Here is a 21,353-nt window from a genome sequence, read left to right as displayed (position 1 = left end):
AGAAAAAAGCGGTGCGGCCAGAACTGCGCGTGCTTAACTTGATTCGATGATTCATCAGGTTCAGGTGGGGGCGTTTCAGCTGTCGGCCATTCAGGTATGGGATGTACGGGAACTGCCCGCGCCAGAGTTCCTGAAGGGCGTGCAGGGTGAACAACTGGCTGCTGTCGCGGCGCGTCAACCGCGATTTTTCTCGGCTGCGCAGGCGCTGCTCTTCACCTTGCAGGTGTTCGTTCTGCGCCGTACCGGACAGGTAATTCTGGTGGACACGGGCGATGCCGTGAACAGAATGGGCAATGTGCTGGAGTGGGGGCTCGCCGCGCTGGGCCTTCAGCCGGAGGACGTGAACGTGGTGTTCCTGACCCACCGGGACGCCGACCATGTGGGCGGCACCCTGAACGCGCAGGGGCAGATACGCTTTCCGAACGCCCGTTACGTCATGTCGGCGCAGGAGCTTCAGGCATTTCGGGAAGACGAAAAACGCGCGGCCCTCTTCCACGCTTGCCTCGCTCCCCTGCTGGACAGTGAAAAGCTGGAAGTGCTGGACGACAACACCGAATTCCTGTCAGGACTCACGCTTATCCCCACGCCGGGCCACCGGGCGGGAGCCAGCAGTCTGCGTGTTCAGGACGGTGGGGACACGGCCCTTATTCTGGGCGACACCTGGCATTTTGCCGCGCAGGTCGCGCGCCCCGAATGGTCGAGCGTGTGGGATGAGCACGCCGAGCAGGCCGCGCAAACCCGCCGGGAAATCCTCGCGCAGGCGCTGGAGCAAAACTGGGTGCTGGCCGCGCCGCACATTCCTTTCGGGGGGCTGGGCCGAATTCAGGAGCGCGAGGGGCAGCGCGAATGGGTGTCCTGCGGTCAACTTTTCACTCGCTGACGTCATTCCCTGACAAACGGCAGACATTGCCTTTACGTTCGTGCGGCACCCTGAGCCCATGACCGTGATGCAGGAAGATTCGACGCTCGCTTCCCTGAACTTATTCCGGCAGCAGGTGGCTGACCTCGACGACGCTGTGCGGGGGGACGCCGCGCGGCGGCTGGAACGCTGGCGGCCCTGGATCACGCGAGCCTCGTACCTGCCCAGCGCCGGGAACCTGGCGGCTTACCTGGCCCTGCGCTGCCATGACATCCGGGACGTGCAGTCCGAACTGATCACCTGGGGCGCGTCCAGCCTGGGCCGCTGCGAGGCCTACGTGCTGCCGAATCTGGAGGCGGTGCAGGGCACGCTGGCGGCGCTGGCCGGCGAGGCCCGTCTGCCCGACCGGGGGGCGTTTGCTCTGCTCGATGCGCGGCTGGGCGTGCATACCCGCGACCTGTTCGGGGAGGGGCCGACGCCGGGCATCATGGTGACGTTCCCCTCGGAGGCGGCGGACGACCCGGTGCTGATCCGCGACCTGCTGGAGGCGGGCATGACCGTGGCCCGTATCAACCTCGCGCACGACGACGAGGCCGCCTGGGGCCGGATGCTCTTGCACCTGAACGCCGCCTGCGAGGCCACCGGAAAAAGCTGCCGCGTCCTGATGGACCTGGCCGGCCCCAAGGTGCGCACGGGTCAGCCGCGCTGGCCGAAGAAACAAGACCGTCTGAGCACCGGTGAGCAGCTGATCCTGGCCACCGATGAGGCCTCGCTGCCGGACGACTTGCCGGGCGTGACCTGCACCCTGCCCGAAGCGGTCAGGCAGGCGCAGGTGGGCCAGAGCGTATGGTTCGACGACGGCAAGATCGGTACCCTCATCGAGCGGGCCGAAGGCGGCGTGCTGACGTTGCGCGTGACGCACGCCCCGCCCAAAGGCGCGAAACTCAAGGCCGAGAAGGGCATCAATTTCCCGGACACCACCCTGAACCTGCCCGCCCTGACCGACAAAGACCGCCAGGACGTGCATTTCGCAGTAAAGCACGCCAATATGCTGGGGTACTCCTTCGTGCAGACGCTGGGCGACGTGCAGGCGCTGCTGGACGAATTAGAGGCCCTGGATGCGCCCGCCGGGCTGGGCATCGTGCTGAAGATCGAGACGAAACTGGCGGTGCAGAACCTGGCCGACCTGATGGTGAAGGTCGCCGGCACGCGTCCCTGCGGCGTGATGATCGCCCGTGGGGACCTGGCCGTAGAGTTGGGCTTTGCCCGCCTCACTGAAATTCAGGAGGAAATGCTGTGGCTGGCCGAGGCCGCGCACCTGCCGGTGGTGTGGGCCACGCAGGTGCTCGAAGGGCTCGTCAAAAAAGGCGAGGCCAAACGCGGCGAGTTCACCGACGCGGCCAACGGCGTGCGCGCCGAGGTCATCATGCTGAACAAGGGGCCGTTCGTCGTGGAGGGCGTGCGCGAGGTCAGCGGCATCATCGGGCGCATGCGGCAGCACTTCAACAAGAAGCGCCCCCAGTTCCGCGCCCTGAATATCGCTCAGCCCGGCACCGATTGACCCTTTGAGTGTTCAGTTTCCCAGCTCAGCACGTCTCCTTCCGGGACGTCTGGCGCGTTCAGGTGCCTCAGCATATGAATCAGCTGGGCACGGTGATGCATCGAGTGCGTGATGAGGTGGGCCAGCGCACCACCGTAGGTTTTCTGCTGGGGCGGGTCGTCTAGATAATCCGTCCAGAGGTCATCCCAGGCGTTTTCCTGCCGAATGCGGCGGGCCAGCTGAGCGAGTTGAGGCGTGACGGTTCTCAGGCGTTCATGCAGGCCGTCCAGCGTGCGCCACTGCTCGGGCGGCGCGAGCAACGTACGCTGTGGAACGCCGTTCATCAGGTCTGTCCACGTTTCCATATTGTCGATAATGTGTTCCAAGGTAAGCCGAACAGTGCGGTGACCGACGTTGATGTCCTGATCGAGCTGCGCGTCAGAGAGTGTCCGGGCGCGTTCGAGCAGCGCAGCCGTTGTCCAGGCGTCGTGGCCCAGCAAGCGATCCAGTAAATCCATGCCGCAGTATGAATTATTCTGAAATTGAGTTCGTCAGCGCAGAAGTGGCCTTTAAGTCCGCCTATTCTGGACACAATCTCTTTGCCTTTCCTTGAGCTTGCTGGCCTGTCCCGCCCTGTTGTACTCTGACATTTGGCCTGTAAAGGCCCGGAGGTTGCGTGGCAAGACGAAAGATGCCGGAACAGCGGGAAAAAAAGCCCAAGAAGGACGAAGACACCGTACGCGCGGAAGGCGTCGTGGAAGAGGCATTGCCGAACACCACGTTTCGCGTGAAGCTGGACACGGGACACGACATCCTCGCTTACATCAGCGGAAAAATGCGTATTCACTACATCCGCATCCTGCCTGGTGACCGCGTGGTTCTGGAAATCAGCCCCTACGACACCACTCGTGGGCGCATCGTCTACCGCCGCTAAAGGGTCTTAGACAGTTACCAACAGATTCCCCACCAGCCAGACAGGTACTGGGGGGTCGAGCGCTGCCACTTATCACCACGATTGGTGAGGCGGCGCGAGGAGGCATCATGAAAGTTCGCAGCAGTGTCAAGAAGATGTGCGACAACTGCAAAGTGATCCGCCGCCATGGGCGCGTGCTGGTCATTTGCACCAACGTCAAGCACAAACAGAGGCAGGGTTAAGTATGGCGCGTATTGCAGGCGTTGACCTTCCCCGCGAAAAGCGCATCGAGATTGCGCTCACCTACATTTTTGGGATCGGCCTGACCCGCAGCAAGGAAGTCCTTGCCCGCACCGGCATCAGCCCCGATACCCGCGTCAAGAACCTGTCCGAAACCGAGCAGTCGGCGCTGCGCGAGGCCATCGAGAAGACCTACAAGGTCGAAGGTGACCTGAAAAGCGAAATCGGCCAGAACATCAAGCGTCTGATGGACATCGGCGCGTACCGTGGTCTGCGTCACCGCCGTGGCCTGCCCGTGCGCGGCCAGCGCACCAAGACCAACGCCCGCACCCGCAAAGGCCCGAAAAAGACCGTTGCCGGGAAGAAAAAGGCAGCGAGGAAGTAAGCCATGGCCAAAGCAACCAAAGGCAAAGCTCCGCGTCGCGCCCGCCGCAACATCAGCGCTGGACGGGCTTACGTTCACGCGAGCTACAACAACACCATCGTCACCATCACCGACGCCGACGGCAACTCTGTCGCCTGGTCGTCGGGCGGCACCATCGGCTACAAGGGCAGCAAGAAGGGCACGCCCTACGCCGCCCAGCTGGCCGCCGCTGACGCCGTGAAAAAAGCCCAGACCAGCTTCGGCATGAACGCCGTGGACGTGATCGTGCGTGGCAGCGGCTCCGGCCGTGAACAGGCCATCCGCGCCATCCAGGCTTCCGGCATCGAAGTCAAGAGCATCATGGACGACAGCCCCGTGCCCCACAACGGCTGCCGCCCCAAGAAGAAATTCCGCGCCTGAGCGGACTGCGCGTGCCCACCTGCCCCAGCTTCGCTGCATAAGGCGTTCCCTGTCATTTAGGGCACTGCTGCTGAAGCGTCACCACACGCGAGAAGCTGGGCACCAGAGGGCCGCAGACCCAGTGAAGCTGTTCAGAACATGACAGTTCACTGATACAAGGAGAAATTGAATGGGTCGTTTCCGTGGTTCTATCACCAAACAAAGCCGCCGCGAAGGCATCAACCTCGCGGAAACCGAGAAAGTCCAGAAGTACCTGGACAAGCGCCCCTACGGCCCCGGCCAGCACGGCCAGCGCCGCAAAGGCCGCCCCAGCGACTACTCGGTGCGACTGCGTGAAAAACAGAAACTCGCCCGCCTGTACGGCATGGGTGAGAAACAGTTCCGCAACCTGTTCGAAGAAGCTTCGAACGTCCCCGGCGTGACCGGCACCGTGTTCCTGCAACTGCTGGAGCGCCGCCTGGACAACGTCGTGTTCCGCATGGGCTTTGCCAGCACCCGCCGCCAGGCCCGCCAGTTTGTCGGTCACGGGCATATTTTCGTGAACGGCAAGAAAGTCGACATCCCCAGCTACCGTGTGAAAATCGGCGACGAGATCAGCGTCGGCGAAGGCAGCCGCAGCATGGGCTTCATTCAGGAAAACATGGAAGCGCAAAAGCGCCGCCGCGTCAGCCCCTGGGTGGAAATGGACGCCGACAACTTCAAGGGCACCTTCGCCCGCCTCCCCGCGCGTGAAGACCTGGCCCTGCCCATCAACGAGAACTTCATCATCGAGTACTACTCGCGCTAAATACGGAGGCCCCAGTGGATCAAAAGCGCCCTCAACTCAAAGCCCGCGTGGACGGCAACTACGGCGAATTCGTCCTCGAACCCCTCACGCGCGGTTACGGCGTCACCATCGGGAACCCCATCCGGCGCATCCTGATGTCCTCCATCCCCGGCACGGCAGTCACCAGCGTGTACATTGAGGACGTCCTGCACGAGTTCTCCACCATTCCTGGCGTCAAGGAAGACGTCATCCGTCTGATCCTGAACCTCAAGGAACTGGTCGTGAAATTCCACGCCCCCGGTCCCAAAACCCTGACGCTGCGTGCTCAGGGCGAAGGCGAAGTGAAGGCCAGCGCCTTCGAGGTGCCCAGCGACGCCGAGATCGTCAACCCCGACCTCGTGATCGCCAACCTCGCTGAGGACGGGAAACTCGTCATGGAAGTGCGCATCGAAGAAGGCGAAGGGTACGTCCCCGCCGACAAGCACGCCACCAAAGACCGCATCAACAGCATTCCGGTGGACGCGGTGTTCAGCCCGGTCAGGCGCGTCGCCTACCACGTCGAGAACACCCGCGTGGGCCAGCAGACCGACCTGGATCGCCTGATCCTGCGCGTCTGGACGGACGGCAGCGTCGGCCCGCAGGACACCCTGGACAAGGCCGTGGAAATCCTGCGCAGCGAACTGAACGTGTTCGGGAACGTGGAAACCCTGCCGCCCGCCGTGATGGACATGCCGCAGGCGGTGTACACCCCCGCGGCGCTCAGCGCCCCCGAGCGCAGCGGACTGGGCAATATGGGCAGCATGGGCGTCAATCCCAACCCCTACGACCTGCCGCGCCAGCCCGAGCTGAGCATCAACCCCCAGCCGTTCCCCAGTGACCTGGAAAGCCCCCGCGTCACTCTGGAAGGCCTGGGTCTCACCACCCGCGTCCTGCATTCCCTGAAAGAGGAAGGCATCGACAGCGTGGACGCCCTGTGCGCCCTGTCCGACCGCGACCTCAAGAAGGTTCCCGGTATCGGCGAACGCAGCCTGGACGAAATCAAACAGCAACTCGCCCAGTTCGGCCTCGCTCTGCGCGACTAAGCCGTCACTGAAGATCAAGGAGACACACCATGCGCCACGGTAAAGCCGGACGCAAGCTCAACCGCAACAGCAGTGCCCGCACCGCCCTGGCCCGCGCCCAGGCGACCGCCCTGCTGCGCGAGGGCCGCATCCAGACGACCCTCACGAAAGCCAAGGAGCTGCGCCCTTTCGTTGAGAAACTGATCACCACCGCCAAGGGCGGCGACCTGCATGCCCGCCGCCTCGTCGCCCAGGACGTCCACGACAACGACGTTCTGCGCAAAGTCATGGACGAAGTCGCCCCCCGCTACGCCGAGCGTCCCGGTGGGTACACCCGCATCCTGCGCGTCGGCACGCGCCGGGGTGACGGCGTGACCATGGCCATCATCGAACTGGTCTAACCCCTCGGGGTTACAGCTTCCCTTGAAAGGGAACCAAGAAAGCCCCTGCTTCGGCGGGGGTTTTCTTTCTTGGTTCCCAGAACTGGCCCTGCCTGAGTCGGTCTGTCTAAAAGGAGGCGCTGGAAACCGCAACGGATTTCCAGCGCTTCCCCTGAGTTATTCCCTTATCCTGCTGCTCTTGTTGTTTGCAGGGTTGGCAGGCTGACCTGGTCGGCGGGCAGGGGGCAGCCCAGCAGGAAGCCCTGTGCTTCATCGCAGCCCATGGCGCTCAGCAGTTCCAGTTGCTCGCTGCATTCCACCCCCTCGGCGACCACCAGAATGTCGACGCTGCGGGCCAGTTCCAGAATGGCTTTCATGAACTGGGACGCCTGCGTAAATTGTTTGGCGTCGGCCGCGGTGGTCAGGTCTTGCAGGAAGGTGCGGTCGATCTTCAGTTGCTGGAAAGGCAGCTGGCGCAGCATGCTGAGGCTGCTGTAGCCGGTGCCGAAGTCGTCCATGGCCACCCGCACACCCAGGTGCTGCAATTCCAGGATGGTGGCCTGCGCCAGGCTGAGGTCGCGGTGAATCATGGTTTCCGTGACTTCCACGACCAGGCAGCGGGCCGGCAAATCATGCTGGGCCAGCGCCTGGCGCACGTTCTGCACGAAGTCCTCGTGCTCGAACTGCTGCGAGGAGACGTTCACGGAAATGGTCAGGTCGCGCTCGTCCAGGTTCCACTCGCGGGCCTGGCGGCACGCCTCGTTGATGACCCAGCGGCCCAGGTCAAGGATCAGGCCGCTTTCTTCGGCCAGGCCAATGAAGGTCAGCGGGGAAATGAAACCCAGTTGCGGGTGCAGCCAGCGCAGTAGGGCCTCGAAGCCGCTCAGGGTCTGTTCCGGCAGTTTGTACTGCCCCTGGTAATGCAGTTGCAGTTGTCCGGCCTTCAGGGCGCCGGGCAGCTCCATTTTCAGGCGGCGGCGCTCCTGCTCCTGGGCGCTCATTTCTGGACGGAAACGCACAATCTGGCTGGTGCCGCGTGCCTTGGCGCGGTAGATGGCCAGTTCAGCCTTCTCGTGCAGGGTGGGAAGGCCAGTGCCGTCGCTGGGCGTACTGACGCACCCCAGCGCCATGCTGAAGGAGATGGCCTGGTTGTCGTAATGGAAGGGCGCACGCATGGCGTTCCTGATTTTCTCGGCGACCAGTTCCACCGCGTCGGGGTCGGGCATGCTGGTCAGCAGGATCATGAACTCGTCGCCGCTCAGGCGGCTGACCAGGTCATTTTCCGACACGGTCTGGGTCAGGCGGTGGGCCACTTCCAGCAGCAGTTGATCGCCGGCCACCGTGCCGTAGGTGTCGTTGATGTCTTTCAGGTCGTCCAGGTCGGCCAGAATCAGCCCAGCGTGGCCGCCGCTCGGCAGCGAGTCCAGGAAGTGCTCGGCCTTGCTCCAGAAGTGCATGCGGTTGACCGTGCCGGTCAGGCTGTCGTGGGTGGCCTTGTACCTCAGCTCCGACTGGGTTTCTTCGAGCAGGGCGTGGGTGGCGGCCAGTTCCAGGTTCTGCTGGCGTTCCAGTTCCTTTTCACGCCGGGTCAGTTCGGCGCGAACCTGGTGGGACAGCAGTTGCGTGCGCCGGGCCATGCCGCGTTCGCGCAGGGTGTGTTCTATCTCCAGGTAGGCCCGCAGGTAATTGAGCGACAGTTGCAGTTCACCCTGGACTTCGAAAAGTTTGGAGAGGCTGCGTTTGTTGTAGGACTCGATGACGGGGTTGTTGATGGCCTGCGCCAGCCGTTCACTTTTGCTGTACTCGGTGTACGCCTGAGAATAGTCGGCCATGTTGAAGTAACACTCGCCCAACATCCAGCGCATCAGGCTCAGGCCCTCGTAATCGTTGGCTTCCTGCGCAGCCTTGAATCCGGCGTGGGCGGCTTCCAGGGCCGGCACCAGTTGCCGCTCCTCGAGCAGAATCATGGCCTGGCTGTGGCGCAGGTTGACCAGGACGCGTTTCATGCCGTAAAGCTCGGCCAGTTCCAGCACCTCGGGGATCAGCGGCACGGCCTCGTCACTGCGGTCAAGTTGACGCAGTTCCTCGATGGTGCCGCGTTTGGCGTCCGCGATATAGAAGACGTTGTTCACCTGATCGGCGGCTTCTCCGGCCTGCTGATAGAGTTCCAGAGCTTTCTCGTGGTCTTCCAGTTCACTGTTCAGGGACGCCATGTTGCTCAGCACGCGGCAGAGGCCATTGGCGTCACCGATGTCGTGCACCAGTTGCAGGCTGGCCATATAGAACTCCAGGGCCTCGGCGTACTTGCTGGTCTGGGCGGCAGCCAGCCCCAGGGCGTTGAGGTTACGGGCTTCCAGCGAACGCAATTCTTCTTTCTTGCTGATGGCCAGTGAGTAATTGGCGAACAGCATGGTTTCCGGGTAATTGCCCTGAAAAAAGGCACAGGCACCCAGCAGACACAGGGTGTAAGCCTCGTTGGCCCTGTCGCCTTTTTCACGGGTGTATTCGAGCAGCGACAGCAGCTGGGTGCGGGCCGTCTGGGGGTCACTGACCACCGTGGCTTCTAGACCGCGAAGTTGGACATTCACGGTCACGGCAGGTTGGGGCGCTTCAAGGGGAGTGACTTGCATGACGTCATTCAGCGTAAGCCGGGCGTCGCACACCGTCCTGACAAACGTCAAGCTTAAAACTGCTGAATTTTAGCCCCAAACACCGGTTTTTCTTCTGAGGAAAAGACAGGGTAACCGTGTGCGGGTGGGCGTTTTTTGCTGCAACACTTTTCCTTGTTGAGGACTTCGCAGAAGTGGCCTACGAGTCGTAAGATTTTAGTGATTCAGACTATAGCTTAAAAATTTGAAACTTTAATTACATTTGCAGCGGAATTAAAAGTCTATGGCGATCTTCGCTGGTGAAATTCTGAAAATAGCTTAAGATCGTTGGTCTACCTTCTTTGTTCCCTCTGTTTTTACCGTAAAGATGCGCCCATTGACTGGACGTTCCAGGAGCTTCCGAAAAAGTTCCCCGAAAGCGTGTGGGGCTGCTTTAGGTGAGAAAATGACCACGGAACCGCTGTCGTGTCCGCCTGCTGCTGTCTGTGGCGTCAGGGGCCGGGCGTTCACGGGCAGGGCTGTCAGCCTTCTGCCAGATTCCCGCGCTTACATTGACTGAGATCTTTCAGTTTTCAAAGAACTTGTCCAGCACGTCTTTTTCCCTCATGTTGAGGTTGTGACGAAAAAGATTGACCGCGCTGGATGTCTCTATGCTGACATGCTCACGGCATGTCAGCGCCGACAACATCAAGACACGCTGGCCGTGGTGCTGTCCTGCTTTCTGGCTGCGCTGGGTCTGACGCGTTTTGATCATGTCGGCTGCAAGTCCCCTGGAGCGATCAGCCGCTTCCTGAATCATCAGCAGTGGAGCACCAGGGGGTTGATCCGTGCCATGCGAAACCACGCTCTCCGCGCGTTGCAGGCCTCTTTGCGTGGACGCCGTGGGCGTCCACCGGTGATCGAGCTTATTGTGGATACGACGTCTATCGCTAAAGAGGGCGAATTTGCTGACCTGGAGGGGTGGATTCACACCCTGAACCGTGTTCGGGGCCTTCATCTGGTCGTGCTCTACGTGTGCTGCGGTGAGCTTCGATTGCCCTGGAGTTTTCGCATCTGGCGCGGCAAAGGACAGCCCAGCCCGAATGACCTGGCGTTGAAACTGGTGCAGCAACTTCCGCAAGAGATCAGAAATCGCACGAGGCAGCTCCATTTTCTTGCGGATTCCGGATTCAGCAGCGTGGCGTTATTGAAGGGACTGACCCAGCTTGGAATGCCGTTCAGTGTGGGCATGCGAAAGAACCGCCAGACGGTGGAGGGCCAAGCCCTCCACGAGATCACGAGTCAGCAGCGTCAAGTTCATCTGAAAGGTCTGCCGGAGTTGGTACTCTGGGTGTATTGGATCTGGCTTCCCGCCAGTAACCTCGGGTGCTAGGGGATACTGCATATCGGGATGTGTCCCACACGGCTTTTCTAGAGATGAAGTATTGGACAGATTCTTCTATTGACGTATTTAAAGCCTACTGTTTGCTAAATAACTAATTGACGAAGTCGTGGTACGTTATATGAAATGCTGAGGCTCGTAGAAAAACCCTGCCCTGCACGGAGTTTTTTCGATCAGCGCCAAATGTGACGCGGCACGAATAGCTAGCACCCGAGGTCAGTAAACAAAACGGCGAACGGGAGCAACGGTTCGTGGTCACGAACCGTCCAAGAGTTCCGCAGGTCGTCAGGCAGTTTGGGCGACGCCGCTGGAAGATCGAGGCCCTGTTCAAAACACTGAAGAGTCGGTTTGCGCTGGGAAAATTTGGCCAGAAGACGAAACAAGGCGTGCTGCGATTCTTGTGTTTGAGCTTCGCAGCGTTTCTGTTGTGCCATCTGGAATTTCTGGATGAACTCACGTCAGGCGCCGAATATTCGGCGCCTGACTGGGGGAAACTGGCACAACAGGTCAAACACAGATTGCTTGGCTGGGTTCGCCTGGTCGAGATTGAAGTGGAAAGACAGCAGATTTTAGCCGTATTGGACGAGGAAAAGCGTGATGCCGCTTAAGGTGAAAGATCTCAGTTGACCGTGAACCGAGTGGGCCGGCCAGGCCGGTACGACAGAGGAGCCGTGTGGTCAAAGTCATTGTGCTCAACCTTTCTCTCTTGATCGCGCTGATGTACGGCCTGAGCCTCACTTACGTCCACCCCAGGCAGTTCCTGCGGCAACAGAAGCTGGATGCCCACTGGCTGCTGCTGAGCCTCGCACCGATTCTGTTGATGAACTTTCCTATCACCCTTTCCGAGGGGGTCTTCGTCGATTTGAGGGCCGTGCCGGTGGTGCTGATGGCCCTACGGTTCTCGCCTGAGTGGCTGGTGGCCGGCCTGCTGCCCGCCATCATGTACCGCGTCGCGCTGGGGGGGCCAGGCGTCATGACTGGAACCATCAGCCTGATCAGCGTGGCCCTGGTGGGACAGTGGTTGCGCCAGCAGCCCGAGGTGCGCTAACAGGCCCTGACCTATCAGGTGCCCCTGCGCAAGGTGCTGCTGGCCCTGGTGCCCAATGCCCTGCTGCTGCCCCTGCACAGCCAAGACCTGACCCTGTACCGGACCGTGTACCTGCCCCTGCTGGCGCTCTGTGCGCTGGCTTACGTCATCGCCGCGATGATGCTGCACAACCGCTACCGGCTACTGCATCTGTTCAGGCTGTACGAGGAACAGGCGCACCAGGACGTGCTTTCTACGCTGCCCAACCGCCGGCAGTTCGATCTGGACTTATATCAGCTCGCGCCAGACGACGTGCTGTGTCTCATCGACATCGACCACTTCAAGGTGGTCAACGACCGCTACGGCCACCAGGTGGGCGACGAGGTGCTCAAGGGTGTGGCCGAGGCCATCGCCAGTTGCCTGCGCCGCCATGACCGCGCTTACCGTCACGGTGGGGAAGAGTTCGCCGCCATTTTCCGCAACGCTGCTCAGGCCGACCCGTGGACGCTGGGCGAACGCATCCGGAAGAAAGTCGGCGCCCTGCACTTCAGTGAACTGGGCGGCGCGGGCGTCACCGTCTCGGTGGGCATCGCGCGGGCCAATTTCGAGTCGCCCGACGCGTGTTTCCAGCAGGTCGATCAGAACATGTACGCCGCCAAACAACGGGGCCGCAACTGTACCGTGGCCAGCCAGGCGCTTACCCCCGGCGCCCCACCGGCCCTGTCCCCTGAACCCGAACCATACGACCGCTCCTCCGTTCCGGTTTCCCAGGAGTAAAGCCTGTTCACGGCGCCAAAAACCTTGACGAATACCTCCATTGGAGAGGCGCAGCAATGTAAGTTCTGTGGCTTTCTCGACCCATCCATTTCCCATCTCGGGCGGGCACAATGATGGATACCCATGAACCCGGTCGCCGTTTCGCGAAAGAACCGCAGGCCTCTCACGGGCTGGCTGAGCACCACGCTGGCCAGCGCGGCCCTGCTGCTGTTGCCCGCCACCCACGCGCAGCCCCTGACTTCGCCCGCACAGCAACTGTTCGACCAGGTCAACCAGATCGTGCAGCAGAATTACGGTGGCCTCAGCACCGTCGACCGCAGCGCGCTGGCCAGCGAGTACCAGACCCGCCTGGACAATGTCTGCGCGGCCATTAAGACCACCTGCCCCGCCGAGAAGGCCTACCCGGTCATTCAGGCGCAGATCAGCGCCCTGGGCGACGAACACAGTTTCTTCCAGACCCCCGAGGACTTCGAGGACTTCCTGACCACCGCCACCGGCGGGGAACGTCGGCAATTCGGCGTGAAACTTGCCGAACTCGACGGGCAAAACCGCGTGGTGCTGGAAGTTATTCCCGAAAGTGCCGCCGAAGCCGCCGGCCTGCGCCGGGGCGACCTGATCCAGACCCTGGACAGCCAGCCCTACCGGTACGAGGTGCTGCGCCAGGCCCGCCTGGACGGACGCACCATCCGCCTCGGCATCGATCGGCAGGGCCAGCGCCTCGACATCACCCTGACCCCCAAAGCCAGCAGCACCCGCGACCTGCCGCGCCTCACCTATACCGGGCCAGGCAACCAGATCGGCGTGCTGCGCATCCCCACCTTCCTGGCCGGCGGGGGCGTCGGCCAGCGCGTGCACGACCTCGTGCATGAAGCCCAGGCGCACAATGCCAAGGGCCTGGTCATCGATCTGCGCGGCGACACCGGCGGCAGCCTCACCGAATGTGACAGCGCCGTCAGCGCTTTCGTGCCCACCTTCACCCGCATCGCCCGCACCAGCGACGGCGACCTGCGCACGCGTGTCCGGGGCGGCGTGCGCCTCGAAGATACCCGTCCCCCCAGCAGCATCCGCAACGCCGCCCTGTGGACTGGTCCCGTCGCCGTTCTGGTTGACCGCAACAGCGCCTCATGCAGTGAATTCTTCGCCTTTGAAGTGCAGTACCGCAAGCGCGGCCCCGTGATCGGTGAGGAAACCGCCGGCGTCGGCAACACCGCCACCCGCGTTTTTGAACTCCTGAACAGCGCCGCCCTGCAACTGACCATCACCAATTATGTGAAACCCGACGGTACCCCTTACCCTACGCGCATTACGCCGAACCCACTGCGGGCCTTCACGGAAGACGACACGCGCCGCCTCACCCGCGGCGAAGATACCGGTCTGAGCCTGGCCCTGAGCGCCCTGACCAGTGCCCCCAGCCTCAGCGCCGACGACCTGAACTGACGCAACATGAGAAAAACACGCTGAGGCCCTGAACAGGCTTGCCATCCGGTAAGTCGTCAGAATTTGCATAGTGAACCCATGCAAAATCTAACCCCGGTCAAACTGGGTCTTTTTCTGACCGCTGCCCTCGCCCTGACTGCCTGTGGAGGCCCCTCAGTGCCTACTCCTACCCCCGACCTGAATGCCGCCAAAGAAGTCTGCGCCCTTCCTGCCCGGCCAGCTGGAGAGCAGCCAGGCGTGTTGTGCGGGCAACTGAGTGGTGTGACCGCCACACAGGTCAAGCCGCTGCCCCAGGAAGTCGAAAAACCCCAGGATGACCTGATCGCCCAGGTGAACAACGGCCAGTTTAATCAGCAACTTCCCTCGGTCGCTGCTGTCAACAAAGAATATATGGATGACCCTATTCGCTTCAATGATCTGTTCGTATGTGAGGTTCCGGTTACCGCTGCTCCAACAGATTTGAAGATTATTCCCATCAACCTGCTCCAGACCGATACCAGGCAGGAGTTGACCGTGCAAAAGGACAATGGCACTTCCACAACTTTCAAATTCTGGTGGTACTCCAACAAAACGCAGTCAGTGACTGTCAGCGGTACCAACTGCTTCACCTTCGGTTCCTTCACAAATCAGGTCTTTGCTCTGAAACTTGGCTGGAACCTGGTCACCTTTACTCTCAATGATGACCTGAAGAACTCGACCTTCCAGGTCAGTGCGCCGACCGCCACCCGTTACACCTGGACGGCAGCCAATGCGGCTGGAGCGATGCTCGGTCAGTCCAATGACCCTTACTTCCTGATGCCCTGGTTGCACCTCGACAAGTACCAGAACCGCCGATAAGCCCTGTCATGCAAAACCCCCGCCTGAGCGGGGGCTTTTCTCTTGGCTGCGCAGGTTGGGGTCGAACCAACGACCGGCCGATTAACAGTCGGCTGCTCTGCCACTGAGCTACTGCGCATTAGAGCGTGGCTGGCCGTTTCCGGCGCGAGAGGGATAGTAGCACGGGCTTTTCAGTGGTGCAAGCCCTGTGGGCCTGGGTGGGCGTCGTTTGGCGTTTAGCTGGTTGAATCTCTGGACAGAGAACCACTCCTAGTGCCGTACCCAGGAGCTTTACGCCTGGGCGCCGCCGCGCACGATGGTGCTGGCGTTCACGCCCAGGCGGTTCAGGGCCTCCTGCCAGCGTTCCTCGGCGGGCACGTCCCACAGGAGGCTGGGGGTGTCCTGTTCGACCCACACCCAGGTGCCTTCGCGCGCTTCCTCGGTGAGTTGTCCGGCAGACCAGCCGGCGTAACCAAGTACCAGCATGTACGGCTGGCCGCCGTCCACCACGGCCTGAAGGACTTCCATGCTGCTACTGACGTTCAGGCCGTCCACCAGGTGAATTTCGCCCCGCAGCCCCACAGGTGTGGGGTACAGGCACCAGCCCAGGGTGGGGTCGACCGGGCCGCCCAGCCACACGGGCTCCTGGTGCGGGGTCAGGTCGGGCAGGAAATGCGGAACCGTCTGGTTGGTGCGGGCATTCACGATCAGGCCCATGGCGCCCTGCTGGTCGTGTTCCAGCAGCAGGATGACGGTGCCCTCGAAGAGGCTGCCGCGCAGGTGGGGGCTGGCGACCAGGAAGGTGAGTGGGCCACTCATGCCTTCAGGATAGTCAAGAGTCGTGGGGCAGGGCTGTGAGGCACTTGACCCCGGCCTCACACTCTGGCATGTCCGGCCCGGGGGGACGCAATGGTGCCTGAGTGTCTGAACTTCTGGGCGACCCGGAGTACACTCGCCCATAAACCATGCCACAGGACGCCCAGCCGTGACCCTTGAAGAACTGATGAATGCCCCCGCGCCCGCCAGCGCCTGGGTGCTGGAGCGCGACTGTCAGGAAACCGGCCTTGACCCGCAGGACATCCGCGCCGAGATGCTGCGCCGCATCGGCGAAATGCGCGCCAGCATCCAACGTGGCCTGCAAAGCGACGCCAAGAGCATCACCGGGATGGTTGGCTGGAATGCCAAGGGTCTGTGGGAGGCTACCGACGCCCTGCAATCGCCCCTGCTCAGGCGTGTGCAGGCCTACGCCATGGCCGTGAACGAGGAGAACGCCCGCATGGGCCGCATCGTCGCCGCACCCACCGCCGGCAGCGCGGGCACCATTCCCGGCGCCCTCATCGGCGTGGCCGACCACCTGGGCCTCCCCGACGAGCGGCTGGTCGCCCCCATGATCCTGGCCGCCGGGGTGGGCAAGGCCATCAGCAAGCGCATGTTCATTTCCGGCGCGGCGGGCGGCTGCCAGGCCGAGATCGGTTCCAGTGCCGCCATGGCCGCCGCCGCCATCGTGGAGCTGCTGGGCGGCACGCCCCGCGCCGCCGTTCACGCCGCCAGCCTGGCCCTGATGAACACCATCGGGCTGGTGTGCGACCCGGTGGGCGGGTACGTGGAAGTGCCGTGTGTCAGTCGCAACGCTTTTTTTGCCGTTCACGCGGTAAGTGCGGCGCAACTGGCCCTGGCGCAACTGGAGAGCTTCATTCCGCCCGACGAGGTGCTGGGCGCCATGGCGTCGGTGGGCCGCATGATGCCCGCTGCCCTGCGCGAAACCGCCGAAGGGGGCCTGGCCCAGACACCCACCGGGCTGGCCGTGACCGCCCGCATGGAGGGCAAAGACGAGGGCGACCTGCCCGGCGGCATGATCGAACTTCCGCTGGCTTGAACGCACAGAACAGCAATTAGAGCAGCGAGGAGAACCTCAGTCCTGAATGTTCTCGCGCTGCGCCAGATCCATACTGGGTGCGGCGGGGGACACCCACGGGCTGCCCTTCAGCACGAAACGCCACGGATGCGTGCGGCCTTCGGCGATGCCTATGCGGGCCGTCACCGCCACCTGATCGTCAGGCAGCGCGCCGGGTGGAAGCAGCAGGTGCAGTTCCGGGCTGTTCACGGGCCGGTGGGCGATGCTGGCCGGGTTCAGGCCCAGCGCATATACCAGTTTCGCCGGGCCGTTCGTCAGGTCGCGTTCGCGCGTCACCGGGCGGTGCTCCAGCATCAGCGGAAGGCCCTCCAGCGGCTCCAGGGCGCGAATCAGCACACTGGCGGCCACCCCCGCCTCACGGCAACTCACCTGCAACAACGGGTGACCATGAGCCATCCAGAAAAGCCAGTGGCCGGGTGCAATGGCCATTTCGGCACTTCTGGCCGCGTGGAAACGCCCCGCTGTGCAGGCCGGGTCACGCGGGCAATCGTAGGCTTCAACCTCCACGATCCGACCTGTCAGCCGGTGGCCATCCGGGGTGAGGCGCACCAGGGTGGCGCCCAGAATTTCCCGCGCGACCTTCACAGGATCGCGGTCGAAAAAGGGAGGGCGCAGCATGACGGGCAGTGTAAACGTCCTTCTTAGCTTCTGAGCCCCGCTGGCCCTTAGACTCCTTGCATGCTTGTCACGATTGTGGTTCTGGATTCGGTGGGGATGGGTGAACTGGCCGACGCGGCAAATTTCAGCGACGCCGGGGCGCACACCATCAACCACATCATGGAGAAGTCGCCCACGCCCCTGCCGAACCTGTCCGGGCTGGGGCTGGGCCGCCTGAAAGGCGTGAACACGTCCGACACGACCATCAGCGGCACCGCCAGAGTGGCGGGCGGCTACGGGCGCATGCGCGAGGTCAGCCCCGGCAAGGACACCAGCACCGGCCACTGGGAGTTCATGGGCGTGCAACTCGAACACCCCTTCCAGATTTTCCCCGACGGGTTCCCGCCCGAAGTCATGGAGAAATTCGACGCCGCCACCGGGCGCGGTCACCTGTGCAACAAACCGTACAGCGGCACTGAAGTCATCAAGGATTACGGCCCGGAACACGTAAAAACAGGGAACCCCATCGTATACACCAGTGGGGACAGCGTGTTCCAGATCGCCGCGCACGAGGACGTCGTGCCGCTGGAGCAGCTTTACCAGTGGTGCCAGGCCGCCCGCGACATTCTGCAAGGCCAGTACGCCGTGGCCCGCGTGATTGCCCGCCCGTTCAAGGGGGAATTCCCGTTCGAGCGCGTGAACGAGCACCGCAAGGACTACAGCCTGGAACCCCCACGTACCGTCCTGAACGCCGTGAAAGACACCGGGCAGCAGGTCGTGGGCATCGGCAAGATTCCGGACATCTTCGCGCATCAGGGCTTCACCGAGGAAATCCACACCGACAACAACCTGGACGGTGTGCAGAAAACGGTTGCCCGCATGAGGAAGGCCGCGCAAAGTGGCGAGTCGGGCCTGATCTTCACCAATCTGGTGGATTTCGACGCGAAATTCGGTCACCGCCGCGATCCCGCCGGGTACGCCGGCTCCCTCGCCGAATTCGACCGGGTGCTGCCCGACCTCCTGGCCGCCGTGCCGCAGGATGGCCTGCTGCTGATTATCAGTGACCACGGGAACGACCCCACCTGGCACGGCACCGACCACACCCGCGAACACGGGCTGCTGCTGGCCTACCGCCCCGGCGTGGGCGAAATCGATCTGGGAGACCGCGAAACCTTTGCCGATGTCGGCGCGACCGTCGCGGACGCCCTGGGGGCCACCTGGGAAGGGCCGGGTGAATCGTTCTGGAAGCACCTGAACTGACGCCGGAAACTGTCCCAGAGGTCAAACTGCCCCCGGTGCGGCTCGGCACGGAGAACTTCAGCATGACCCTGAGCCTCGGAGGAAGGTTCGCGGGCGAGCAGGTCTGGCAACTGCACCCTGAGCGCAATGTCCTGAGCGCCCGCGTGCAAACGGACTTTGCCGGCGTTCTCCCTGAAATCCGGCGCGTGCAACATAGCCGCATGCACCCGCGCACCCTGGCCAGTCAGGCGTACACCGAAGGCGACGGACGGGGCCGCCCCACCTTCGAGACCAGCTTCGACCGGCGCAGTGGGCTGGTGACCCTGCGCCAGGGCCGCGACGAGGTCAGTCAGCCGCTGACCAACGAATACCACGACCCGGTGAGCCTGCTGCTGTGGCTGCGCACCCTGCAAGGCCAGGAGCGCGCCGCCGCACACCTGACCGGCGGACGCGCGCTGATTCAGCGCCTGCCCGACCTTGAGGTTGACGGGCATCCGTGCTACACGTACTTCCTGCGCCCCGGCAACGCTTATGTGTACGTCGAGCAGGAGAGCCCCCACCGCCTGAGGCGCCTTATTCAACCCACGGATTTCGGCCCCATCGAGGCCAGCGTCGGCCTTCCCCGCGCCCGCCCAGGCGGCAGCGGCAGTGATAAGGGCAGAAGACGCAGCCGCCGCGAGGAACGGTGACCGACGACCTCGCACAGCAGGCTCAGCTTGAGATCGACGAGTACCGCGAGCAGCTTGTTCCGGCGGGGCTGGTCGAGCGGCAAATGCACCGGCTGGCGCTGGAATTGCTGGAGCTGGCGCCGGCGGGGCGGGGGGAAAGCGGCGCCATTCTTCTACGCGCGGTTGCCTACCTGAACCGCGTGGCGCAGTGGGCCGACGTCGACCCGCGCCTGCGCCTCGACTGCGCCTGCACGCTGTGCTGGACGAAACGCGAGGAAATTCTGGACGCCCTGCCGCCTGAATTGCGAGAATCCCTGAACGGGGATTGGGCCTCGGCCGACGACCTGCTGGAAACCTGGGAGACGCACCGTCACCTCATGGACGCACGTTTGCTGGCGCGCCTGCTGACGTGGTGGGCCGTGGCCAACCTGGTCAGCAACGCCGCGCACCTGGCAGAAGGGGAGGCCGCAGCGACGCTTCAGCCCCTGCTTCACGCCATCATGGACGCGCCGCAGGGGCTGTCAGGGTTGAATTGACATTTGCCTTAGCCTTTCCAGGCCTGTTCACTTCAACGCTGGAATCCTCAGGCCGCCCCGCCCGTCCCAGCCTTTGAAAGCGTAGAAGCGGCCGGGCTCGCCTGTTCTCAGGTAATCGTTGAGGGGTTCGCGCATGGGGGGTGAATCGAGTTTCTCGATGGCCTCGTCTACCGTGCAGAAGCGGGCCTCGACAATGAAGCCGTCCGGGTCGGCGGGATTCAGCAGGCCTTCCCAGGTGGCCTCGAAGGCGACGGCAATGGCGCGTTCGCCGCGGCGTTCGTCCTCGATGTGCATGGTGTACGCCATGTGCTTGATCCCGGTGAGTTTCAGGCCGGTTTCCTCGTAGATTTCGCGGTACAGGGCTTCGGGCAGGGTTTCGCCGTGCTCGACCACCCCACCGGGCAGGGTGTACCGCACGCGCCCCTGGCCCTGCCAGTCATTGCCGACCAGCAACACGCGCCCGAAGCGGTCTTTCAGGATGCCGGCCGCAACCAGAAGGTCACGCCGCGCCATGCTGGGGGCCTCCTGCCTCGGCGGACATGGCGATCAGTTGCCGCTCCTTCTCGTCACGCGCCAGGGCGGCCACGACGGGCGCGAGGTGACCCTCGATCACGCTGTCGAGGGGATGGTTCTTGTTGTCCCCCTCCAGCCGGTGATCCGTGACGCGGTTTTGCGGGTAGTTGTACGTGCGGATTTTCTCGCTGCGATCACCGGTGCCCACCTGCGCGGCGCGGTCGCTGCGTTCCTTCGCTTCGCGCTCGGCGCGTTCCTTCTCGGCCAGGCGCGTGGTCAGCACCTGAATGGCCTTTTCCTTGTTCTTGATCTGTGACCGGCCATCCTGGCACACGACAATAATCTCGTCGGGCGTGCCGGGGCGGTAAACGGCCCGCACGGCACTGTCGGTGGTGTTCACGCCCTGCCCACCCGCGCCCTGCGAGCGGAACACGTCGAACCTCACCTCGTTCAGGTCGAGGTGAAATTCACCCGGTTCCACTTCCGGCAGCACGGCCACTGTCACGGTGCTGGTGTGAATGCGCCCCTGCGATTCGGTGGCGGGCACGCGCTGCACGCGGTGAACGCCCCGCTCCCACTTGAAGGCCCGGTACGCGAACTCGCCGGTGATCTCCGCCACCACCTTGCTTGCGCCGCCCAGATCGGACTCGTTGGCGTCCAGAACGTTGATCTTCAGGTTTCCGCCTTCGGCGTAACGGGTGTACATGCGCAGCAAGTCCATGACGAACAGCCCCGCCTCCGCCCCGCCTGCCCCGGCACGCAGTTCCAGAATGGCGTTCTTCGCGTCGTCCGGATCGGTGGGCAGCAGCAGCACCTCCAGTTCCTCCGCGATTTCACGCAAGCGGGCCTCGAGACTTCGCACTTCACCCTCGGCCAGCTCGCGCATGTCCGGGTCGGCCAGCAGTTCGCGGGCGCCGGGCAGGTCAGCGCTCAGGCTGTCCTGCTCGCGCAGCAGCGTCACCAGCGGCAGAAGCTCGCGGTGACGGCGGGTCAGGCGGGCGTACTCGCGGGAATCGGCCAGCGCCGCCGGGTCGCCCAGCGCCCGCTCCACCATGCCGAATTCCGCCGCCAGTTCCTCCAGGCGGCCACTCACGGCCCGAACACAATCCGCCGGGAACACGCCCCTGGCGGACTCCCAGTTAAAACAAGAATAGGCGACACAGGAATCATAAATGCAGTCTAGCGCCCATGCAGACCACTGGCCCCTTAAACACCCCTCACCTTTTTGGGCCGGCGGGTTTTCTGCGCCCTCCCTTTAGGAGAAGGTAAAGCGGCGCAGGGGAGGGATTGCTAGG

At 63.0% G+C, this 21,353-nt stretch carries 25 protein-coding genes and 1 tRNA gene; 19 read left to right on the top strand and 7 right to left on the bottom strand.

Features of this window, described 5'->3' with window-relative positions:
* Positions 1-46 precede the first annotated feature (46 nt).
* Entirely contained in the window at positions 47-880 is an 834-nt protein-coding gene (locus tag E5Z01_RS13440; RefSeq protein WP_135229831.1) for an MBL fold metallo-hydrolase, read from the top strand.
* 58 nt (positions 881-938) lie between these two features.
* Positions 939-2,420, top strand: a complete 1,482-nt coding sequence (locus E5Z01_RS13435; RefSeq protein ID WP_135229830.1) for a pyruvate kinase — start codon at positions 939-941, stop codon at positions 2,418-2,420.
* Here the strand turns inward: E5Z01_RS13435 and E5Z01_RS13430 are convergent.
* On the bottom strand, positions 2,402-2,917 hold the full coding sequence (locus tag E5Z01_RS13430) for a DinB family protein (protein WP_135229829.1): 516 nt from the start codon (positions 2,915-2,917) through the stop codon (positions 2,402-2,404). The two genes, E5Z01_RS13435 and E5Z01_RS13430, sit on opposite strands and share 19 nt — an antisense overlap.
* A 173-nt stretch (positions 2,918-3,090) precedes the next feature.
* Between E5Z01_RS13430 and infA the strand changes: the two genes are divergently transcribed.
* The 7 genes from infA (at position 3,091) to rplQ (ending at position 6,564) form a co-directional block, all read left to right on the top strand.
* The gene (gene infA / locus E5Z01_RS13425; protein ID WP_119765220.1) at positions 3,091-3,333 is read left to right on the top strand and encodes a translation initiation factor IF-1; all 243 of its coding nucleotides are present in this window, start codon (positions 3,091-3,093) and stop codon (positions 3,331-3,333) included.
* A gap of 107 nt (positions 3,334-3,440) precedes the next feature.
* Positions 3,441-3,554 (top strand): 50S ribosomal protein L36, encoded by a 114-nt coding sequence (gene rpmJ / locus E5Z01_RS13420; RefSeq protein ID WP_019012075.1) that lies wholly within the window; start codon positions 3,441-3,443, stop codon positions 3,552-3,554.
* Between the two features lie 2 nt (positions 3,555-3,556).
* Positions 3,557-3,937 carry a 30S ribosomal protein S13 gene (rpsM, locus tag E5Z01_RS13415; RefSeq protein ID WP_119765222.1) on the top strand — a complete coding sequence of 127 codons (381 nt, stop codon included), beginning with the start codon at positions 3,557-3,559 and terminating at the stop codon, positions 3,935-3,937.
* Positions 3,938-3,940: 3 nt separating this feature from the next.
* Positions 3,941-4,336, top strand: coding sequence for a 30S ribosomal protein S11 (rpsK, locus tag E5Z01_RS13410; protein ID WP_119765224.1), 396 nt, complete (start codon positions 3,941-3,943; stop codon positions 4,334-4,336).
* Positions 4,337-4,505: 169 nt separating this feature from the next.
* Positions 4,506-5,123: a 30S ribosomal protein S4 gene (rpsD, locus tag E5Z01_RS13405; protein ID WP_119765226.1), complete on the top strand. Its 618-nt coding sequence runs from the start codon at positions 4,506-4,508 to the stop codon at positions 5,121-5,123.
* Between the two features lie 14 nt (positions 5,124-5,137).
* Positions 5,138-6,184, top strand: coding sequence for a DNA-directed RNA polymerase subunit alpha (locus E5Z01_RS13400; protein ID WP_135229828.1), 1,047 nt, complete (start codon positions 5,138-5,140; stop codon positions 6,182-6,184).
* A gap of 29 nt (positions 6,185-6,213) precedes the next feature.
* Positions 6,214-6,564, top strand: a complete 351-nt coding sequence (gene rplQ / locus E5Z01_RS13395) for a 50S ribosomal protein L17 (RefSeq protein WP_119765230.1) — start codon at positions 6,214-6,216, stop codon at positions 6,562-6,564.
* A 164-nt stretch (positions 6,565-6,728) separates the two neighbouring features.
* Here the strand turns inward: rplQ and E5Z01_RS13390 are convergent, their stop codons facing one another.
* Positions 6,729-9,173 carry an EAL domain-containing protein gene (locus tag E5Z01_RS13390; RefSeq protein ID WP_135229827.1) on the bottom strand — a complete coding sequence of 815 codons (2,445 nt, stop codon included), beginning with the start codon at positions 9,171-9,173 and terminating at the stop codon, positions 6,729-6,731.
* Between the two features lie 595 nt (positions 9,174-9,768).
* Here E5Z01_RS13390 and E5Z01_RS13385 point away from each other — a divergent pair.
* The 6 genes from E5Z01_RS13385 to E5Z01_RS13360 all read left to right on the top strand — a co-directional run bounded on the left by E5Z01_RS13385 (position 9,769) and on the right by E5Z01_RS13360 (position 14,611).
* Positions 9,769-10,524, top strand: coding sequence for a transposase (locus tag E5Z01_RS13385; protein ID WP_135229826.1), 756 nt, complete (start codon positions 9,769-9,771; stop codon positions 10,522-10,524).
* Positions 10,525-10,784: 260 nt separating this feature from the next.
* Positions 10,785-11,141: a transposase gene (locus E5Z01_RS13380; protein ID WP_135229825.1), complete on the top strand. Its 357-nt coding sequence runs from the start codon at positions 10,785-10,787 to the stop codon at positions 11,139-11,141.
* Positions 11,142-11,206: 65 nt separating this feature from the next.
* Positions 11,207-11,581, top strand: a complete 375-nt coding sequence (locus E5Z01_RS13375; RefSeq protein WP_135229824.1) for a LytS/YhcK type 5TM receptor domain-containing protein — start codon at positions 11,207-11,209, stop codon at positions 11,579-11,581.
* Between the two features lie 18 nt (positions 11,582-11,599).
* Entirely contained in the window at positions 11,600-12,337 is a 738-nt protein-coding gene (locus E5Z01_RS13370; RefSeq protein ID WP_135229823.1) for a GGDEF domain-containing protein, read from the top strand.
* A 123-nt stretch (positions 12,338-12,460) separates the two neighbouring features.
* A complete protein-coding gene (locus tag E5Z01_RS13365) occupies positions 12,461-13,774 on the top strand; it encodes a S41 family peptidase (protein WP_135229822.1) in 1,314 nt (437 codons plus the stop codon).
* A 261-nt stretch (positions 13,775-14,035) separates the two neighbouring features.
* On the top strand, positions 14,036-14,611 hold the full coding sequence (locus E5Z01_RS13360) for a hypothetical protein (RefSeq protein ID WP_167757920.1): 576 nt from the start codon (positions 14,036-14,038) through the stop codon (positions 14,609-14,611).
* 43 nt (positions 14,612-14,654) lie between these two features.
* On the opposite strand, the gene E5Z01_RS13355 is transcribed toward E5Z01_RS13360, so the two are convergent.
* Both E5Z01_RS13355 and E5Z01_RS13350 read right to left on the bottom strand, forming a co-directional pair.
* Positions 14,655-14,729 (bottom strand) — tRNA-Asn (locus E5Z01_RS13355).
* 152 nt (positions 14,730-14,881) lie between these two features.
* Positions 14,882-15,409: a YqgE/AlgH family protein gene (locus tag E5Z01_RS13350; protein ID WP_119765240.1), complete on the bottom strand. Its 528-nt coding sequence runs from the start codon at positions 15,407-15,409 to the stop codon at positions 14,882-14,884.
* A gap of 166 nt (positions 15,410-15,575) precedes the next feature.
* On the opposite strand from E5Z01_RS13350, the gene sdaAA reads away from it, so the two are divergent.
* A complete protein-coding gene (gene sdaAA, locus E5Z01_RS13345) occupies positions 15,576-16,466 on the top strand; it encodes an L-serine ammonia-lyase, iron-sulfur-dependent, subunit alpha (RefSeq protein WP_135229820.1) in 891 nt (296 codons plus the stop codon).
* 36 nt (positions 16,467-16,502) lie between these two features.
* Here sdaAA and E5Z01_RS13340 read toward each other — a convergent pair whose 3' ends face one another.
* Positions 16,503-17,123, bottom strand: coding sequence for a DNA-3-methyladenine glycosylase (locus tag E5Z01_RS13340; protein ID WP_135229819.1), 621 nt, complete (start codon positions 17,121-17,123; stop codon positions 16,503-16,505).
* A 60-nt stretch (positions 17,124-17,183) separates the two neighbouring features.
* Here E5Z01_RS13340 and E5Z01_RS13335 point away from each other — a divergent pair, with 60 nt between their 5' ends.
* The 3 genes from E5Z01_RS13335 (at position 17,184) to E5Z01_RS13325 (ending at position 19,545) form a co-directional block, all read left to right on the top strand.
* Positions 17,184-18,362: a phosphopentomutase gene (locus E5Z01_RS13335; RefSeq protein ID WP_135229818.1), complete on the top strand. Its 1,179-nt coding sequence runs from the start codon at positions 17,184-17,186 to the stop codon at positions 18,360-18,362.
* Positions 18,363-18,424: 62 nt separating this feature from the next.
* Positions 18,425-19,030 (top strand): DUF3108 domain-containing protein, encoded by a 606-nt coding sequence (locus E5Z01_RS13330; protein WP_135229817.1) that lies wholly within the window; start codon positions 18,425-18,427, stop codon positions 19,028-19,030.
* Positions 19,027-19,545 (top strand): hypothetical protein, encoded by a 519-nt coding sequence (locus tag E5Z01_RS13325; RefSeq protein ID WP_135229816.1) that lies wholly within the window; start codon positions 19,027-19,029, stop codon positions 19,543-19,545. Before E5Z01_RS13330 ends, E5Z01_RS13325 begins: the two co-directional genes overlap by 4 nt.
* Before the next feature lie 27 nt (positions 19,546-19,572).
* On the opposite strand, the gene E5Z01_RS13320 is transcribed toward E5Z01_RS13325, so the two are convergent.
* Positions 19,573-20,058: an NUDIX hydrolase gene (locus tag E5Z01_RS13320; protein ID WP_119765250.1), complete on the bottom strand. Its 486-nt coding sequence runs from the start codon at positions 20,056-20,058 to the stop codon at positions 19,573-19,575.
* Positions 20,045-21,151 carry a peptide chain release factor 1 gene (gene prfA / locus E5Z01_RS13315; protein ID WP_135229815.1) on the bottom strand — a complete coding sequence of 369 codons (1,107 nt, stop codon included), beginning with the start codon at positions 21,149-21,151 and terminating at the stop codon, positions 20,045-20,047. Before prfA ends, E5Z01_RS13320 begins: the two co-directional genes overlap by 14 nt.
* Positions 21,152-21,353 lie beyond the last annotated feature (202 nt).

The organism is Deinococcus fonticola (assembly GCF_004634215.1).
GTDB classification, from domain to species: Bacteria; Deinococcota; Deinococci; order Deinococcales; family Deinococcaceae; genus Deinococcus; species Deinococcus fonticola.
This window is presented reverse-complemented; position numbering and strand designations above follow the sequence as displayed.

What these genes read in the sequence shown, in the direction of transcription:
- rpsM (WP_119765222.1), top strand. Translation starts at nt 3,557, where the DNA reads ATGGCGCGTATTGCAGGCGTTGACCTTCCCCGCGAAAAGCGCATCGAG.
- rpmJ (WP_019012075.1), top strand. Translation starts at nt 3,441, where the DNA reads ATGAAAGTTCGCAGCAGTGTCAAGAAGATGTGCGACAACTGCAAAGTG.
- E5Z01_RS13430 (WP_135229829.1), bottom strand. Translation starts at nt 2,917, where the DNA reads ATGGATTTACTGGATCGCTTGCTGGGCCACGACGCCTGGACAACGGCT.
- E5Z01_RS13330 (WP_135229817.1), top strand. Translation starts at nt 18,425, where the DNA reads ATGACCCTGAGCCTCGGAGGAAGGTTCGCGGGCGAGCAGGTCTGGCAA.
- E5Z01_RS13435 (WP_135229830.1), top strand. Translation starts at nt 939, where the DNA reads ATGACCGTGATGCAGGAAGATTCGACGCTCGCTTCCCTGAACTTATTC.
- E5Z01_RS13340 (WP_135229819.1), bottom strand. Translation starts at nt 17,123, where the DNA reads ATGCTGCGCCCTCCCTTTTTCGACCGCGATCCTGTGAAGGTCGCGCGG.
- E5Z01_RS13390 (WP_135229827.1), bottom strand. Translation starts at nt 9,173, where the DNA reads ATGCAAGTCACTCCCCTTGAAGCGCCCCAACCTGCCGTGACCGTGAAT.
- rpsD (WP_119765226.1), top strand. Translation starts at nt 4,506, where the DNA reads ATGGGTCGTTTCCGTGGTTCTATCACCAAACAAAGCCGCCGCGAAGGC.
- E5Z01_RS13320 (WP_119765250.1), bottom strand. Translation starts at nt 20,058, where the DNA reads ATGGCGCGGCGTGACCTTCTGGTTGCGGCCGGCATCCTGAAAGACCGC.
- infA (WP_119765220.1), top strand. Translation starts at nt 3,091, where the DNA reads ATGCCGGAACAGCGGGAAAAAAAGCCCAAGAAGGACGAAGACACCGTA.
- E5Z01_RS13350 (WP_119765240.1), bottom strand. Translation starts at nt 15,409, where the DNA reads ATGAGTGGCCCACTCACCTTCCTGGTCGCCAGCCCCCACCTGCGCGGC.
- E5Z01_RS13365 (WP_135229822.1), top strand. Translation starts at nt 12,461, where the DNA reads ATGAACCCGGTCGCCGTTTCGCGAAAGAACCGCAGGCCTCTCACGGGC.
- E5Z01_RS13335 (WP_135229818.1), top strand. Translation starts at nt 17,184, where the DNA reads ATGCTTGTCACGATTGTGGTTCTGGATTCGGTGGGGATGGGTGAACTG.
- rplQ (WP_119765230.1), top strand. Translation starts at nt 6,214, where the DNA reads ATGCGCCACGGTAAAGCCGGACGCAAGCTCAACCGCAACAGCAGTGCC.
- E5Z01_RS13440 (WP_135229831.1), top strand. Translation starts at nt 47, where the DNA reads ATGATTCATCAGGTTCAGGTGGGGGCGTTTCAGCTGTCGGCCATTCAG.
- rpsK (WP_119765224.1), top strand. Translation starts at nt 3,941, where the DNA reads ATGGCCAAAGCAACCAAAGGCAAAGCTCCGCGTCGCGCCCGCCGCAAC.